General features: G+C 75.3%; 18 protein-coding genes. 10 read left to right on the top strand and 8 right to left on the bottom strand.

The window, feature by feature from the left end; translation table 11 throughout:
• Nucleotides 1-7 precede the first annotated feature (7 nt).
• Nucleotides 8-583 (bottom strand): nicotinamidase, encoded by a 576-nt coding sequence (locus BMY88_RS15185; RefSeq protein ID WP_091945093.1) that lies wholly within the window; start codon nt 581-583, stop codon nt 8-10.
• A 14-nt stretch (nt 584-597) separates the two neighbouring features.
• The gene (locus BMY88_RS15180; RefSeq protein WP_091945089.1) at nt 598-1,881 is read right to left on the bottom strand and encodes a nicotinate phosphoribosyltransferase; all 1,284 of its coding nucleotides are present in this window, start codon (nt 1,879-1,881) and stop codon (nt 598-600) included.
• 68 nt (nt 1,882-1,949) lie between these two features.
• Between BMY88_RS15180 and clpS the strand changes: the two genes are divergently transcribed.
• Nucleotides 1,950-2,246, top strand: coding sequence for an ATP-dependent Clp protease adapter ClpS (gene clpS / locus BMY88_RS15175; RefSeq protein WP_091945086.1), 297 nt, complete (start codon nt 1,950-1,952; stop codon nt 2,244-2,246).
• Nucleotides 2,243-2,740 carry a DUF2017 family protein gene (locus tag BMY88_RS15170; protein WP_091945083.1) on the top strand — a complete coding sequence of 166 codons (498 nt, stop codon included), beginning with the start codon at nt 2,243-2,245 and terminating at the stop codon, nt 2,738-2,740. The genes clpS and BMY88_RS15170 overlap by 4 nt, the downstream gene beginning before the upstream one ends.
• Here BMY88_RS15170 and BMY88_RS15165 read toward each other — a convergent pair.
• Nucleotides 2,679-3,035, bottom strand: coding sequence for a hypothetical protein (locus tag BMY88_RS15165; RefSeq protein ID WP_091945081.1), 357 nt, complete (start codon nt 3,033-3,035; stop codon nt 2,679-2,681). The genes BMY88_RS15170 and BMY88_RS15165 overlap by 62 nt on opposite strands.
• 128 nt (nt 3,036-3,163) lie before the next feature.
• Between BMY88_RS15165 and BMY88_RS15160 the strand changes: the two genes are divergently transcribed.
• The 6 genes from BMY88_RS15160 to BMY88_RS15135 all read left to right on the top strand — a co-directional run bounded on the left by BMY88_RS15160 (nt 3,164) and on the right by BMY88_RS15135 (nt 7,565).
• Nucleotides 3,164-3,637 carry a M67 family metallopeptidase gene (locus tag BMY88_RS15160; RefSeq protein ID WP_091945369.1) on the top strand — a complete coding sequence of 158 codons (474 nt, stop codon included), beginning with the start codon at nt 3,164-3,166 and terminating at the stop codon, nt 3,635-3,637.
• Between the two features lie 181 nt (nt 3,638-3,818).
• Entirely contained in the window at nt 3,819-4,097 is a 279-nt protein-coding gene (locus BMY88_RS15155; RefSeq protein ID WP_091945079.1) for a MoaD/ThiS family protein, read from the top strand.
• Between the two features lie 53 nt (nt 4,098-4,150).
• The gene (locus BMY88_RS15150; protein WP_091945077.1) at nt 4,151-5,101 is read left to right on the top strand and encodes a PLP-dependent cysteine synthase family protein; all 951 of its coding nucleotides are present in this window, start codon (nt 4,151-4,153) and stop codon (nt 5,099-5,101) included.
• Nucleotides 5,102-5,241: 140 nt separating this feature from the next.
• Nucleotides 5,242-5,979: an MBL fold metallo-hydrolase gene (locus BMY88_RS15145; RefSeq protein WP_091945075.1), complete on the top strand. Its 738-nt coding sequence runs from the start codon at nt 5,242-5,244 to the stop codon at nt 5,977-5,979.
• A 39-nt stretch (nt 5,980-6,018) separates the two neighbouring features.
• The gene (locus tag BMY88_RS15140; protein WP_091945073.1) at nt 6,019-6,972 is read left to right on the top strand and encodes a DNA polymerase domain-containing protein; all 954 of its coding nucleotides are present in this window, start codon (nt 6,019-6,021) and stop codon (nt 6,970-6,972) included.
• Nucleotides 6,973-7,079: 107 nt separating this feature from the next.
• A complete protein-coding gene (locus BMY88_RS15135; protein WP_091945071.1) occupies nt 7,080-7,565 on the top strand; it encodes a DUF4262 domain-containing protein in 486 nt (161 codons plus the stop codon).
• Between the two features lie 8 nt (nt 7,566-7,573).
• Here the strand turns inward: BMY88_RS15135 and BMY88_RS15130 are convergent, their stop codons facing one another.
• The 4 genes from BMY88_RS15130 to BMY88_RS15115 all read right to left on the bottom strand — a co-directional run bounded on the left by BMY88_RS15130 (nt 7,574) and on the right by BMY88_RS15115 (nt 11,081).
• Nucleotides 7,574-9,121, bottom strand: coding sequence for a multicopper oxidase family protein (locus tag BMY88_RS15130; protein WP_211435675.1), 1,548 nt, complete (start codon nt 9,119-9,121; stop codon nt 7,574-7,576).
• Nucleotides 9,118-9,909 (bottom strand): hypothetical protein, encoded by a 792-nt coding sequence (locus BMY88_RS24155; protein WP_091945066.1) that lies wholly within the window; start codon nt 9,907-9,909, stop codon nt 9,118-9,120. Before BMY88_RS24155 ends, BMY88_RS15130 begins: the two co-directional genes overlap by 4 nt.
• 181 nt (nt 9,910-10,090) lie before the next feature.
• A complete protein-coding gene (gene bcp, locus BMY88_RS15120) occupies nt 10,091-10,588 on the bottom strand; it encodes a thioredoxin-dependent thiol peroxidase (RefSeq protein WP_091945064.1) in 498 nt (165 codons plus the stop codon).
• Nucleotides 10,589-10,676: 88 nt separating this feature from the next.
• Nucleotides 10,677-11,081, bottom strand: coding sequence for a YjbQ family protein (locus tag BMY88_RS15115; protein WP_170861128.1), 405 nt, complete (start codon nt 11,079-11,081; stop codon nt 10,677-10,679).
• A gap of 602 nt (nt 11,082-11,683) precedes the next feature.
• Here BMY88_RS15115 and rph point away from each other — a divergent pair.
• Both rph and rdgB read left to right on the top strand, forming a co-directional pair.
• On the top strand, nt 11,684-12,439 hold the full coding sequence (rph, locus tag BMY88_RS15110) for a ribonuclease PH (protein ID WP_091945062.1): 756 nt from the start codon (nt 11,684-11,686) through the stop codon (nt 12,437-12,439).
• Entirely contained in the window at nt 12,436-13,047 is a 612-nt protein-coding gene (gene rdgB / locus BMY88_RS15105) for an RdgB/HAM1 family non-canonical purine NTP pyrophosphatase (protein ID WP_091945059.1), read from the top strand. The genes rph and rdgB overlap by 4 nt, the downstream gene beginning before the upstream one ends.
• 21 nt (nt 13,048-13,068) lie before the next feature.
• Here rdgB and BMY88_RS15100 read toward each other — a convergent pair whose 3' ends face one another.
• The gene (locus tag BMY88_RS15100) at nt 13,069-13,266 is read right to left on the bottom strand and encodes a hypothetical protein (protein ID WP_091945057.1); all 198 of its coding nucleotides are present in this window, start codon (nt 13,264-13,266) and stop codon (nt 13,069-13,071) included.
• Nucleotides 13,267-13,382 lie beyond the last annotated feature (116 nt).

The following is a 13,382-nucleotide window of genomic DNA, read 5'->3' as shown; positions in this document are numbered from 1 at the left end:
GACGAGCTCAGCCGGCGCGGTGGACCTCGCCGGCCAGCTCGACGCCCGCCGTGCGGAGCTGCTCCAGCGCGGCCTCGGTCGTGGCCGGCGAGACCCCCGCGGTGAGGTCCAGCAGGACGCGGGTGCGGAATCCCTCGGCCACCGCGTCCAGGGCCGTGGCGCGCACGCAGTGGTCCGTGGCGATGCCGACGACGTCGACGGCGTCCACCCCGCGCGACCGGAGCCACTCGGCCAGCGGCGTTCCCGCCGAGCGGGCCTCGAAGCCGGAGTAGGCGGCGGCGTACTCGCCCTTGTCGAACACCGCCTCGAGGGGGCCGCGGTCCAGCCGGGGGTGCAGGTCGACGCCGCCGGTGCCGACGACGCAGTGCGCCGGCCAGCTGTCGACGAAGTCGGGGGCGGGGGAGAAGTGGCTCCCCGGGTCGACGTGGTGGTCCCGGGTCGCGACGACGTGCGCGTAGTCGCCGCCGGCCGTGCGGGTGTGCTCGCTGATGCCGGCCGCGACGTCGGAGCCGCCGGCCACGGCGAGGCTGCCGCCCTCGCAGAAGTCGTTCTGCACGTCGATCACGAGCAGGGCGCGGGTCATGGGACGTCCTCCCGTCACTGGTGGATGGTCTCGATGGCGCAGTCGCCGCGGGAGAGCGCGAAGGCCTCCGCCGGCATCGTCGCGCGCACCCGCTCGTGGTGCGCGCGGGCCTCGGCGAGGGCCTGCGCCGGGGCGAGCCCGCTGCAGCTCTCCCCGCCGCGGACGAGGGGCACGACCAGGTCGCGGTCGCCGTCGGCGGGATCGATCGGGCCGCTGCACACCACCTCGGCGGTGGCGGTGCCCGACGCGTCGTGCCGGCGGACGGCGTGCTTGCGGCCGCCCACCGAGTTCTTCCCCTCGGACCGCTTCGCCACGGGGACCCCGTCCCGCTCCACGAGCTTGTAGACCATGCCGGCCGTCGGCGCCCCCGACCCGGTGACGAGGGAGGTGCCCACGCCGTAGCCGTCGACCGGTGCGGCCGCGAGCCCGGCGATCGCGTACTCGTCCAGGTCGCTGGTGACGATGATCCTCGTCCGGGGGGCGCCGAGGGAGTCCAGCAGCTCGCGGGCGGAGACGGCGAGCGTGGGCAGGTCGCCGGAGTCCAGCCGGATCGCGCCGAGCCCGGGCCCGGCGACCTCGACGGCGGTGCGGATGCCCTGCTCGACGTCGTAGGTGTCGACCAGCAGCGTGGTGCCGGTGCCCAGCGTCGCGACCTGCGCGCGGAACGCCGACGCCTCGTCGTCGTGCAGCAGCGTGAACGCGTGCGCGCTGGTGCCCGTGGTCGGGACGCCGTAGCGGCGGCCGGCCTCCAGGTTGGAGCTCGACGCGAAGCCGACCAGCGACGCGGCGCGGGCCGCGGCGACGGCGGCGGCCTCGTGGGTGCGCCGCGACCCCATCTCGATGCACGGCCGGTCCGCGGCGGCGCCGATCATGCGGGCCGCGGCCGAGGCGATCGCGCTGTCGTGGTTGAGCACCGACAGCACCAGCGTCTCCAGCAGCACCGCCTCGGCGAAGGACCCGCGCACCGTGAGCACCGGGGAGCCGGGGAAGAAGTACTCGCCCTCGGCGTAGCCGTCCACGTCGCCGCCGAAGCGGTAGTCGGCCAGCCAGTCGAGCAGCCGGGCGTCGGTCACGCCCTGCGCGCGCAGCGTGGCGAGCTCCTCGTCGCCGAAGCGGAAGTGCGGGAGGACCTCCAGCAGCCGCCCCGTGCCGGCGACCACCCCGTAGCGGCGACCGTGCGGCAGCCGGCGGGCGAAGACCTCGAACACGCAGTCGCGGTCGGCGGTGCCGTCGGCCAGCGCGGCGGCGACCATGGTGAGCTCGTACCGGTCGGTGAGCAGGGCGGTTCCGGTCGGCATGGCTCCCGAGACTAGGCGGCGCCGTGGGGGTCGACCCGGCCAGTGCCCGGCGTCCTAAGCTCGGGGGCGTGGCCGGACCGCTCGCTCCCACCCGGTCCCCCGAGACCGTGGTCGAGGTGGACGCCGACCTCGACCGACCCTGGGTGACCATCGTCTGGGACGACCCGGTCAACCTCATGACGTACGTGACCTACGTGTTCCAGGAGCTCTTCGGCTACGACGAGGCGAAGGCGACCGAGCTGATGCTGCAGGTGCACCAGGAGGGCCGGGCGATCGTCAGCTCCGGCCCCCGCGAGCGCATGGAGCACGACACCAGCCGGCTGCACGCCTACGGGCTGTGGGCCAGCTACCAGAAGGACACATGAAGCCGTTCCGTCGTCGCGGGGACTCCTACGTCGCCCGCCTGGATCCCGCCGAGGCGGGCATCGTCGGGCTGCTGCTCGACCAGCTGGAGCAGCTGCTCTCCGGGGAGGACGAGGACGTCGAGGGCGACGAGGTCCTGGCGCGGCTGCTGCCCGAGGGGCACCGGGGCGACCCGCACCTGGCCGCCGACTACCGCGAGCTGACCCGCGACTCGCTCGTGGCCGGCAAGTCCGACGACCTGGCTGCCGTCCGCGCCACCCTGCCGCCCGACGGCGGGACGCTGCACCTGGACGCCGACCAGGCCGGGGCGTGGCTGCGGACGACCAACGACCTGCGGCTGGCCCTCGGCACCCGGCTGGGGATCAGCGCGGACACCGAGCCGCCCGCGGAGCTGGTCAGCGAGACCGACCAGCAGCTGGCGGTCTACTACTGGCTCACCGCCGTGCAGGGGTCGCTCGTGGACTCGCTCGCCGCGGGGCGCGCCGCCCGAAGGTAGTCAGCACCAGCAGCGCGAGCAGCGCGGTGAGCACGAAGAACACGTAGACGAAGCCGTGCAGCTCGACGTCCTGGATCGCGGCGCCGATCGTCGAGACCAGCGTGAGCGCGGCCGCGCCGAGCAGCAGCAGCAGGGCCACCCCGCGCAGGACGACGACCACGATCCGCGAGGCGCGGTCGGCGCCGGGGTCGCCGCTGAACCGCCCGCGGCGGCGCAGGACCCCGGCGGTCCCCAGGACGAGCGCCGGCAGCGCGAGCGCCGCGGTCACGGCGGCCAGGACGATGTCGACGAGCACGGCACGGACCGTAACCCGTCCGCCACGGCGTGACCCGCGCCACCGATGAGGCGTCGCCCACCGTGCGTGGGGTCCCCCGTCCGGAGGACGGCGGGGATCGCGCGCGGCGGCCGCCTAGGATGGGGGGCGTGCTGCGCATCGACCGCGCGACCTACGACGCCATCGTGGCCCACGCCCGGGAGGACCACCCGGACGAGGCCTGTGGCGTCGTCGCCGGCCCCGAGGGCAGCGACCGGCCCGAGCGGTTCATCCCGATGGTCAACGCGGCGCGGTCGCCGACCTTCTACGAGTTCGACTCCGGTGACCTCCTGCGGCTGTACCGGGAGATGGACGACCGGGACGAGGAGCCGGTGGTGATCTACCACTCGCACACCGCCACCGAGGCGCATCCCTCCCGCACCGACGTCTCCCTCGCCTCCGAGCCGAACGCGCACTACGTGCTGGTGTCCACCCGCCACCACGGGGAGCAGACCGGTCTCGCCGGCGACGACGTCGAGTTCCGCAGCTTCCGGATCGTCGACGGCCAGGTCACGGAGGAGGGCGTCGAGATCCTCGACTCCTACCTGTTCGGCCACTCGCCGACCACCGTCGTCTACGACTGATCAAGGACCCCGTCCTCCTCACCCCTCGCACGCTCGGGGTGAGCCTCTGGACGGGGCCGCCGCGCGCCAGAGGAATCTCGGGCGGCGGCCGGGCGTTCGCCCGGACAGACGCACCACCATCGCCGCTGTGCGCAGCGGTGCCCCCCCAAGCCAGTTCCGACCCAGAGGAGAACCGTCCGCCATGGCCATCGAGGTCCGCATCCCGACCATCCTGCGCACCCACACCGGTGGGGCCAAGACCGTCGAGGGCTCCGGCGCCACCCTCGGCGCCCTCGTCGACGACCTCGACGGCCAGCACCCCGGCCTGAAGAATCGCCTCGTCACCGAGGAGGGCAAGCTGCACCGCTTCGTCAACGTCTACGTCAACGACGAGGACGTGCGCTTCACCGGTGCGCTGGACACCGAGGTCAAGGACGGCGACTCCGTCACCATCCTCCCGGCGGTCGCCGGCGGCTGCTGAGGCAGCCGCGCCGCCGTCCCCCCGCCCCGCCCCCTCCCCGGAAGAGCTCCGCCATGGCCCGCTTCGCCTCCCTCGTCGACTCGCTCGGCGGCACCCCGCTCGTAGGGCTGCCGCGGCTGTCGCCGACCCCCGATGTCCGGCTGTGGGCCAAGCTCGAGGACCACAACCCCACCGGGTCCATCAAGGACCGCGCGGCGATCGCGATGATCGAGGCGGCGGAGAAGGACGGCTCGCTGACGCCGGGGGCGACGATCCTCGAGCCGACCAGCGGCAACACCGGCATCTCGCTGGCGATGGTGGCCCGGCAGCGCGGCTACCGGCTGATCTGCGTGATGCCGGAGAACACCTCCGTCGAGCGGCGGCAGCTGCTGGAGATGTACGGCGCGCAGATCATCAGCTCGCCCGCCGCGGGCGGCTCCAACCAGGCCGTGGCGATGGCCAAGGAGCTGGCCGCCGAGCACGAGGACTGGGTGATGCTCTACCAGTACGGCAACCCGGCCAACGCCGAGGCGCACTACACCGGGACGGGCCCGGAGATCCTCGCCGACCTGCCGTCGATGACCCACTTCGTGGCCGGCCTCGGCACGACCGGCACCCTGATGGGCTGCTCCCGCTACTTCCGCGAGCACAAGCCCGACGTCCAGGTCATCGCGGCCGAGCCCCGCTACGGGGAGCTGGTCTACGGCCTGCGGAACATCGACGAGGGCTTCATCCCCGAGCTCTACGACGCCTCGCTGCTGGACTCGCGGTTCAGCGTGGGCCCCGAGGACGCGATCCACCGCACCCGCCAGCTGGTGGAGCGGGAGGGCATCTTCGCCGGCATCTCGACCGGCGCGATCCTGCACGCCGCGCTCGGGATCGCCGACAAGGAGGTCGCCGCGGGCCGGCGGGCAGACATCGTCTTCATCGTCTGCGACGGCGGGTGGAAGTACCTGTCCACCGGCGCGTACGCCGGCACCCTCGACGAGGCGACCGCAGCCCTCGAGGGCCAGCTCTGGGCGTAGTCGGAGGATCCCCTCGGCCCCCGCGCCCGGCTCCACGCGGCGCGGGACCTTGCCCGGGGGCGGTTCGATCACCGTGCACGGCGCATCGTGCCGCCGGTTAGCCTGGCGCCCGCCATGGGGATGCTGCGGAAGGGTGAGGCGTGAGGCTCACGGTCGTCGGCTGCTCGGGCAGCGGACCGGGGCCGGTGTCGGCCGCCTCCTGCTACCTGGTGGAGCACGACGGCTTCCGGCTGCTCCTCGACCTCGGCAACGGCGCCTTCGGTCCGCTCCAGGGCGTCGTGGACCCCGACGCCGTCGATGCCGTGTTCCTCACCCACCTGCACGCCGACCACTGCCTGGACGTGGCGCCGTTCGTGGTCTGGCACCGGTGGTCGGGCCGCAGCTCCCGGCGGCGGATCCCGCTCGTCGCCCCTGCCGGGGCGGAGCGGCGCCTGGCCGTGGTCTGCGAGGAGGGCGGCAAGCCGCTCAGCGACGTCTTCGAGTTCGTGCCCGTGCCGGTCACCGCGCAACTGGGTCCCTTCACGCTGCGGACCGCCCGCACCGAGCACCCGGTCGAGTGCCACGCCGTCCGGCTGAGCGCGCAGGGGAGCTCGCTGGTCTACACGGGTGACACGGGGCCCAGCGCCCGGGTGGCGCAGCTGGCGCAGGGCGCCGACGTGCTGCTGGCCGAGGCCGCGTACCCCGACGTGGCGGACCTGCCGCCGGGGCTGCACCTGACCGGCCGGCAGGCCGGCGAGCTCGCCGCCGCGGCGCAGGTGGGCCGGCTGCTGGTCACGCACGTGCCCTCCTGGGTCGACCCGGCCGCCCAGCTGGCCGCGGCCCGCACGGCGTTCCGGCGCTCCGAGCTGGTCACGCCGGGCGCCACCTACCAGGTCTGAGGACTTGCCGGCCCGCCGGTCGACGGGCACGGTGGCCCGGTGGTGGACGACGAGCGCGACGGCGTCCGGCTGACCTCGCTGGACTCTCCCCTCGGGGACGGGCTCGGGGTGACCAAGGGCGACCTCGTCGACCATCTCGACGCGTTCGCCGACCGGCTGGTGCCGCTGCTCGCGGGCCGGCCGCTGTCGGTCATGCGCGTGCGCCCGGGAGCGGCGCCGTTCATGCAGCGCAACGTGCCCAAGGGGGCGCCGGACTGGGTCGCCACCGTGCCGGTCTGGTCGGCGTCGACGTCCCGGCAGATCCACCAGGTGCTGTGCGACGACCGGCGCACCCTCCTGTGGCTGGGCAACCAGCGCGCCGTGGAGTTCCACGTGCCGTTCCTCCCGGCCGGGGCGACGCGGCCCACCGGCCTGGTGCTCGACCTCGACCCGCCCGAGGGCGCCCCGTTCGAGGTGGTGGTGCGCACGGCGCACCTCGTCCGGCGGGCGCTGACGGACGCGGGGCTGGCCGGCGCGGTCAAGACGAGCGGGTCCAAGGGCGTGCACGTCGTCGTCCCGATCCGGGACGCCGAGCCGGACGACGCCGCCGCCGCGACCCGGGCGCTGGCCGCCCGCACCGAGCGGCTGGAGCCGGAGCTGGCCACCACCGCCTACATCAAGGACGACCGGCACGGGCGGGTGTTCGTCGACTCCACGCGCTCCGGCACGACGACGATCGTGGCCGCCTACAGCCCGCGGATCCGCCCCGGGCTGCCCGTCTCCGCCCCGGTCGACTGGGCGGACCTGGACGACGCCGATCCCGGGCGGGTGACCGTGCGGACGGCGGGGGAGCTGCTCGGCGGGGGCGACCTCTGGGCGGCCGAGCTGCCCGAGCCGCAGCAGCTGCCGGCGGAGCTGGTGGCCGAGGGGCACACCATCCCCGTGGCCCGCGTGGCGGCCATGCACGAGGGGCGGCGCCGCGCCCGCGCCCGCCGGGAGGCCGGCGACGGCTAGCAGGTCGGGGTGACGGTTCCGTCGTCCCGTCCCCCGGGTCGGGCGCGTCCACAGCCCCGGCGGCGATCCTCGGCGGCGCGTCGTCCCCGGACCGCACGATCCCGGGCATGTACCTCGACCCGCAGACCACCGCCTGGCTGGACCAGGAGGACGCCCACCTGGCCGCCGTAATCCGTGCACACCGCTGGGCGGTGCAGTACGTCGGTGCCGGCGACGAGCCCGGACAGCCCGCCTTCGGCTACACCATCGGCCTGTTCGGCCTGGGCCATCCGGAACTCGTCGTGGTCGGCCTCGATGCCTGGAACGCGCACGGGCTGCTGCAGCCGGTGGCGGAGCAGGTCGCCGACGGCCGCGACGTCGTCCCCGGCGAGCGGTTGTCCGTCGGGCACGGGCCGGGCGAGGTGGTCGTCGAGGTCTGTCCCAACCCGGGCGAGGTCGTGCTGGGCGCCAACCGCTCCTACCGTCGGCCGGCCGAGCACTCGGTCCCGGCGTACCAGCTGGCGTGGCCGGACCACGCCGGCCGCTATCCGTGGGACGTCGGCTGGGCGGGCCCGCCGGCGTGCCAGCCGCGGCCGGGCACGTGGGAGGCGTGAGAAGCCGGTCAGGTCTCCGGGTCGACGACGAACTGACCCATCATCCCCTGGTCCTCGTGCCACAGGACGTGGCAGTGGTACATGAACGGCGTCCGCTCGTCGGCGGGCTGGTCGAACCGCACGAGCAGCCGCAGGGGGGTCCGCGGGGGCACGTAGACGGTGTCCTTCCAGCCGGCCAGCTCCGGCGGCGGTGCCGCCCCGCCGACCGAGAGCACCCGGAACCGGACCCCGTGCGGATGAAAGCTGTGCGGCTGCTCGTGGGCGCTGGTCACCGTCCACACCTCGGTCGCGCCCAGCGGGACCCGGAGGTCGATGCGGCCCGGGTCGGGCGTGCGCCCGTTGATCCGGCCGGCCGACAGCTCGAACCGCCGCTCGCCCCCCGCGGAAGCCGCGTCGGCGGGCGGGACGACGGCCGTCGTCGCCGGCAGATCGGGCGAGGGGCGGAGCTCCGCCGCGGCCCGGAGCTCCAGCAGCGGAAGGGTCCCCGCCGCCCCGTAGGTGCCGGCGAGCTGGGGGAGCAGGCCGAGGTCGGGCGGCAGGGAGACCAGGCCGAGCCGCTCGCCGGGTGTCAGGGCGACCACGACCTCGGCCCGTTCGCCGGGCGAGAGCCGCACCGACCGGACCGGCACCGGGGCGGCGAGCAGGCCGCCGTCCGTGCCGACCAGGACCAGGTCGCGGCCATCGGCGGCGGCGAGGGCGTAGACGCGGGCCGGGGAGGCGTTGACCACCCGCAGCCGCACCCGCGTGGTGGTCACCGGCAGGCAGCCGCCGGCCACGCCGTTGACCAGGACGACGTCGCCGAGCGGACCGATCGCCGTCCGGGTCTCCTCGTCGATCCGGCCGTCGGCGGTCAGCCGCTGGTCCTGCAGCAGCAGCGGGACGTCGTCCACCCCGTACTCGTCGGGCAGGCCCGGGGAGCCCCGACCGTCGGGGTCGTCGACGAGGAAGGCGCCGGCCAGACCGCGCAGCACCTGCGCCGTCGTGGCTCCGTGCGGGTGCGGGTGGTACCAGAGCGTCGCGGCGGGCTGGGCGACGGTCCAGGTGGGCCAGGAGGAACCGCCGGAGGGGATGAGGGCGTGCGGGCCCCCGTCCGCGGCTCCGGGCAGCTCCATGCCGTGCCAGTGGAGCGTGGTGTCCTGCAGGAGCTCGTTGACCACCTCCACCCGCACGGTCTCCCCGCGCCGCGCGCGCAGGGTCGGGCCGAGGTAGGCGCCCTCGTATCCGCAGGTGGGGGTCGCGACGCCGGGGCGGAACTCGGTGGTGCCGGCCCGGGCGCGGAGTCGGAACACCCGCACGCCGTCGGGGTCGATGGTCGACGGCGCGAGCGGCGGCGTCGGGACCAGGGGGATGCCGTCGTCGGCCAGGGCGGGGGCGGGGCGCCGCGGCGGCGTCGAGGAGGTGGCGCGGGGCGTGGGACCGCCCCGGCAGGCGGACAGCGCCGGCAGGGCCAGCCCGGCGAGGGCGGTACCGAGCAACGCCCGCCGGCTCAGGACGCCGGCCGGGTGCCGACCGGGGGAACCGGGGCGGCCGGTTCCCCCGGGGGCACGGGGGCTCACGCGACGGTGACGGCGGAGATCATCCCGAGCACGAAGTGCGGCGGGCTGGCCTCGTCGTGGGCGACCGGGCAGATGAGCAGGTACTCGCCGGCCGCGAGGTCGAGGGTCACGCCGCCGGTGGCGCCGGCCGGGGCGTACGTCTCGCCCAGCAGCTCGATCGCGGCGAAGGAGCCCTCGGGGTCGGCGACGAACTGCTCCGGCGTCAGGGTCTCCCCGTCCACGACGCGGGCGATGAGCATCACGTGCTCCTCGTCGGCGGTGGTCTCGTTGGGCATCACGAAGGTCGTGAGCCCGGCCGGCAGGTCGGCGGGCACGCCCTCGAAGGTGTAGTCCACCGCCGTCACGGTCACGGCGGTGACGTCGCACTCCTGCGCGACCACGGTCTCGATCGTGCCGACCGCCTCGACGGCGTCGGGCTCGAACTGCCCGCTGGAGTCGCCGTCGGCCAGTTGCTGCTGCAGGTGGTGCAGCGCGGCGGCGGCGTCGGTGGCCGCGGCCGGGGCGTTGTCGACGATCGCCTCGACGGGCTCCGCGAGCGCCTCCCCGTACGCGGCGACGTCGGCCGTGCTGGGCTCCCCGGTCTCGCCGCCCGTCGGCTCGGGGGTGGCGTCGTAGTCCACGACGCCCTGGCAGAAGGCGGCGAGGTCCGCGGCCGGGGTGGTCCCGGCGGAGTCGTCGGCCGCCGTGGCGTTGTCGTCGCCGTCGTCGGCGCTGCAGCCGGTGACGGCCAGCGCGGCGGCGAGACAGCCCGCGGCGAGCAGGCGGGTCGGCAGGGTGGTGCGGAGCATGAGGTGTCTCTCCCGGAGTCGGTGATCTCGTCGACCGGACTCTCGCGTTCCGCGTGACCCGAGCACGAGGGACCGCCGTCCCGATCACTCGGGACGCCGCGCCCGGGACGCCGGGGCGTCCCCGGACAGCACGACGCCCCGCCGGCGGTGCCGGGCGGGGCGTCGGTGGAGCGGGGGCGGGTCAGGCCAGGCCGAGATCCCGGCGCAGCTTGGCGACGTGGCCGGTCGCCTTGACGTTGTACGCGGCCTTCTCGATCCGGCCGTCGGCGTCGATGACGAAGGTCGACCGGATGACCCCGATGACCTCCTTGCCGTACAGCTTCTTCGGCCCGAACGCGCCGTAGGCCTTCAGCACGGCCTTGTCCACGTCGGAGACGAGGGTGATGCCCAGCTGCTCCTTCTCCCGGAAGCGCAGCAGCTTCGCCGGCGGGTCCGGGGAGATGCCGATGATGTCCAGCCCGGCCTCGGCCAGCTCCCCCGCGGCGGCGGTGAAGTCGACCGCCTGGGTGGTGCAGCCCGGGGTCAGCGCGGCCGGGTAGCAGTACACGATCACCCGTCGCCCGCGGTGCGCGGAGAGTGCGACCGGGGTGCCGTCGGCGTCGGGCAAGGTGAAGTCCGGCGCCGGGTCACCGGGGGAGAGGCGGACGGGAGCGTCCGGAGTCGCGGCGGTGTCGGTCATGCCGCGCATCCTGCCGTGCGGGGCCGACGGACTCCACGCCGGGCATCGCCGCGTCCCCGGGCCCGGCCGCCTCGATCGGTCGTGCCGGTCAGCCGGCGAGGAACGACAGCCGCACGTGCCGCTGCGGGTTGTCCTGGTTGGTGTCGACCAGGCAGATCCGCTGCCAGGTGCCCAGCTGCATCCGGCCCTCGAGCACCGGAACGGTGGCGTGCGGCGGCACGAACGCCGGCAGCACGTGGTCGCGGCCGTGGCCGGCGCTGCCGTGCCGGTGCCGCCACCGGTCGTCGCGGGGGAGCAGGAGGTCGAGCTGGGCGAGCAGGTCGTCGTCGCTGCCGGAGCCGGTCTCGATGATCGCCACCCCCGCGGTCGCGTGCGGCACGAACACCTGCAGCAGCCCGTCGGTCTCGCCGGCCACGAAGGCCGCGCACTCGTCGGTCAGGTCGACGACGGCGGGCACCCCGCCGGTCCGGACGGAGCGGAGCTCGGATCGCATGGGCCCGATCCTCCCGCACCGCCTCGCCGTCCTCCCGCACCGCAGCGCGTCCGCCCGCACCGCACCGCCTCGCCGGCCTCCCGCACCGCAGCGGGTCCTCCCGCACCGCAGCGGGTCCTCCCTCACCGCAGCGCGTCCTCCCACACCGCGGGCGACGAGGGAGGACGCGCGGGGATCAGGTCACCTGATCGTGGCCGGGGCGGCCCACGCCGGGGGCGGGTGCGGGGACCCGGAGTCGGCGTCGAACGGCTTCGGTGATGTCCTCGCCGCTGACGTCGTACCAGGCGACGGTCTCCTCGAGGTCGTCCGAGAAGAAGTTGTCGCGCAGCCCGTCCGCGGCCTCCTGGTCGAACTGGCCGGTGGCGTCGCCGTAGATGTCGGCGGCCTGGCTGGTGAGGGTGGTGGCCTGCGAGTAGCCGGCGATCGCGTCCCCGCCGTCGATGGCCGACCGGTAGGCGGCCCAGGCGGTCGCGATGGCGGCCGGGCCGAGCAGGATCGCCGCGGCGAACTGATGGGCGTCGCGGAGCGTAGGTGTCCCGGCCGCGGGGGGAACCCGACTGCTGCCGACACGGCGGCGGCGGCCCGCACTACTGTCGACTCACGTGACTCCCGCCTCGCAGACCACACGTCCCGACGGCCGCACCGCCGACCAGCTGCGCCCGGTGACGATCACCCGCAACTGGCTCGACCACGCCGAGGGCTCGGTGCTCGTGGAGTTCGGCCGCACCCGGGTGCTGTGCGCGGCGAGCGTCACCGAGGGCGTGCCCCGCTGGCGCAAGGGGTCGGGCCTGGGCTGGGTGACCGCCGAGTACGCGATGCTGCCGCGCGCCACCCACACCCGCGGCGAGCGCGAGTCGGTCAAGGGCCGCATCGGGGGCCGCACGCACGAGATCAGCCGGTTGATCGGCCGCTCGCTGCGCGCCGCCGTCGACCTGGGTGCGTTGGGGGAGAACAGCATCGCGATCGACTGCGACGTCCTGCAGGCCGACGGCGGCACGCGGACGGCGGCCATCACCGGCGCCTACGTCGCCCTCGCCGACGCCGTCTCCTGGCTGGGCGAGCGGGGGAAGCTGGCGAAGGCCACGCCCCTCGTGCAGTCGGTGGCCGCGGTCAGCGTCGGCGTCATCGACGGCCAGCCGCGACTGGACCTCGCCTACGAGGAGGACGTGCGGGCAGGCACGGACATGAACGTCGTCTGCACCGGGGACGGCGGGTTCGTCGAGGTGCAGGGCACGGCGGAGGGGGCGGTCTTCGACCGGGCGACGCTCGACGCGCTGCTGGACCTGGCCGTCGCCGGCTGCGCGGAGCTCACCGCCGTGCAGCAGCGCGCCTTGCGGTCCGACGCGGGGCCGGCATGACCGTCCGCCTGGTCCTGGCCACCCGCAACGCGGGCAAGCTCGCCGAGCTGCAGCGGCTGCTGGCCGACGCCGTCCCGGGCGTGACCGTCGTCGGCCTGCGGGACGTGCCCGAGTACCCGGAGGCGCCCGAGACGGGCACGACGTTCGCGGAGAACGCCCTGCTCAAGGCGCGGGAGGCGGTGCGGTACACGGGCCTGCCGGCGGTCGCCGACGACTCGGGCATCACCGTCGACGCGCTCAACGGGATGCCGGGCATCCTCTCGGCGCGGTGGGCAGGCCGGCACGGGGAGGACCGGGCCAACACCGCACTGCTGCTGGCGCAGCTCGCGGACGTCCCCGACGAGCGGAGAGGCGCGGCGTTCGTCTGTGCCGCCGCCCTCGTCACGCCCGAGGGCACCGAGCAGGTACTGCAGCGCGAGTGGCGCGGGCGGGTGATCCGGGAGGAGCGCGGTACGAACGGCTTCGGCTACGACCCGGTGTTCGTGCCCGACGGGCTGGAGCTCACCTCCGCCGAGCTCGCGCCCGCGGAGAAGGACGCGAGGAGCCACCGGGCCCAGGCGTTCGCGGCCCTGGTCCCGGTGGTCGCCGGGGCGCTCGGGGGCCGCTGAGTCGGCGCACCGGCATGCCGGTCAGCCCGCCGCGGCCGCGCGGCCGACCCAGTCGAAGTCGTCGGAGGCGTGGCGGCCCGACGCCTCGGGCGCGGCGTGGCGGCCGGCGCGGGCCCAGGCGGCGGAGAACTCGGCCGCCGACGCCCAGCGGGGCTCGTCGGAGGTCTCGGGGGCGCGGTGGCGGCCGGCGGAGGTCGGGCGGGGCAGGACGGCGGTCATGACCAGGACGTCGGCACCCGCGTCGGGCGGCTCCAGCGGGGACGCGGCGGGCTCCCCCGAAGGGGTGGGGAGGAGCGGCTAAGGTCGCCGCGGTCGACGGCAGGGTTGCCGTCGGG

The organism is Trujillonella endophytica (genome assembly GCF_900110555.1).
Taxonomy (GTDB): Bacteria; Actinomycetota; Actinomycetes; order Mycobacteriales; family Geodermatophilaceae; genus Trujillonella; species Trujillonella endophytica.
Note: the sequence above shows the minus strand (reverse complement) of the source record. Positions and strands in the feature narration are given on the sequence as shown.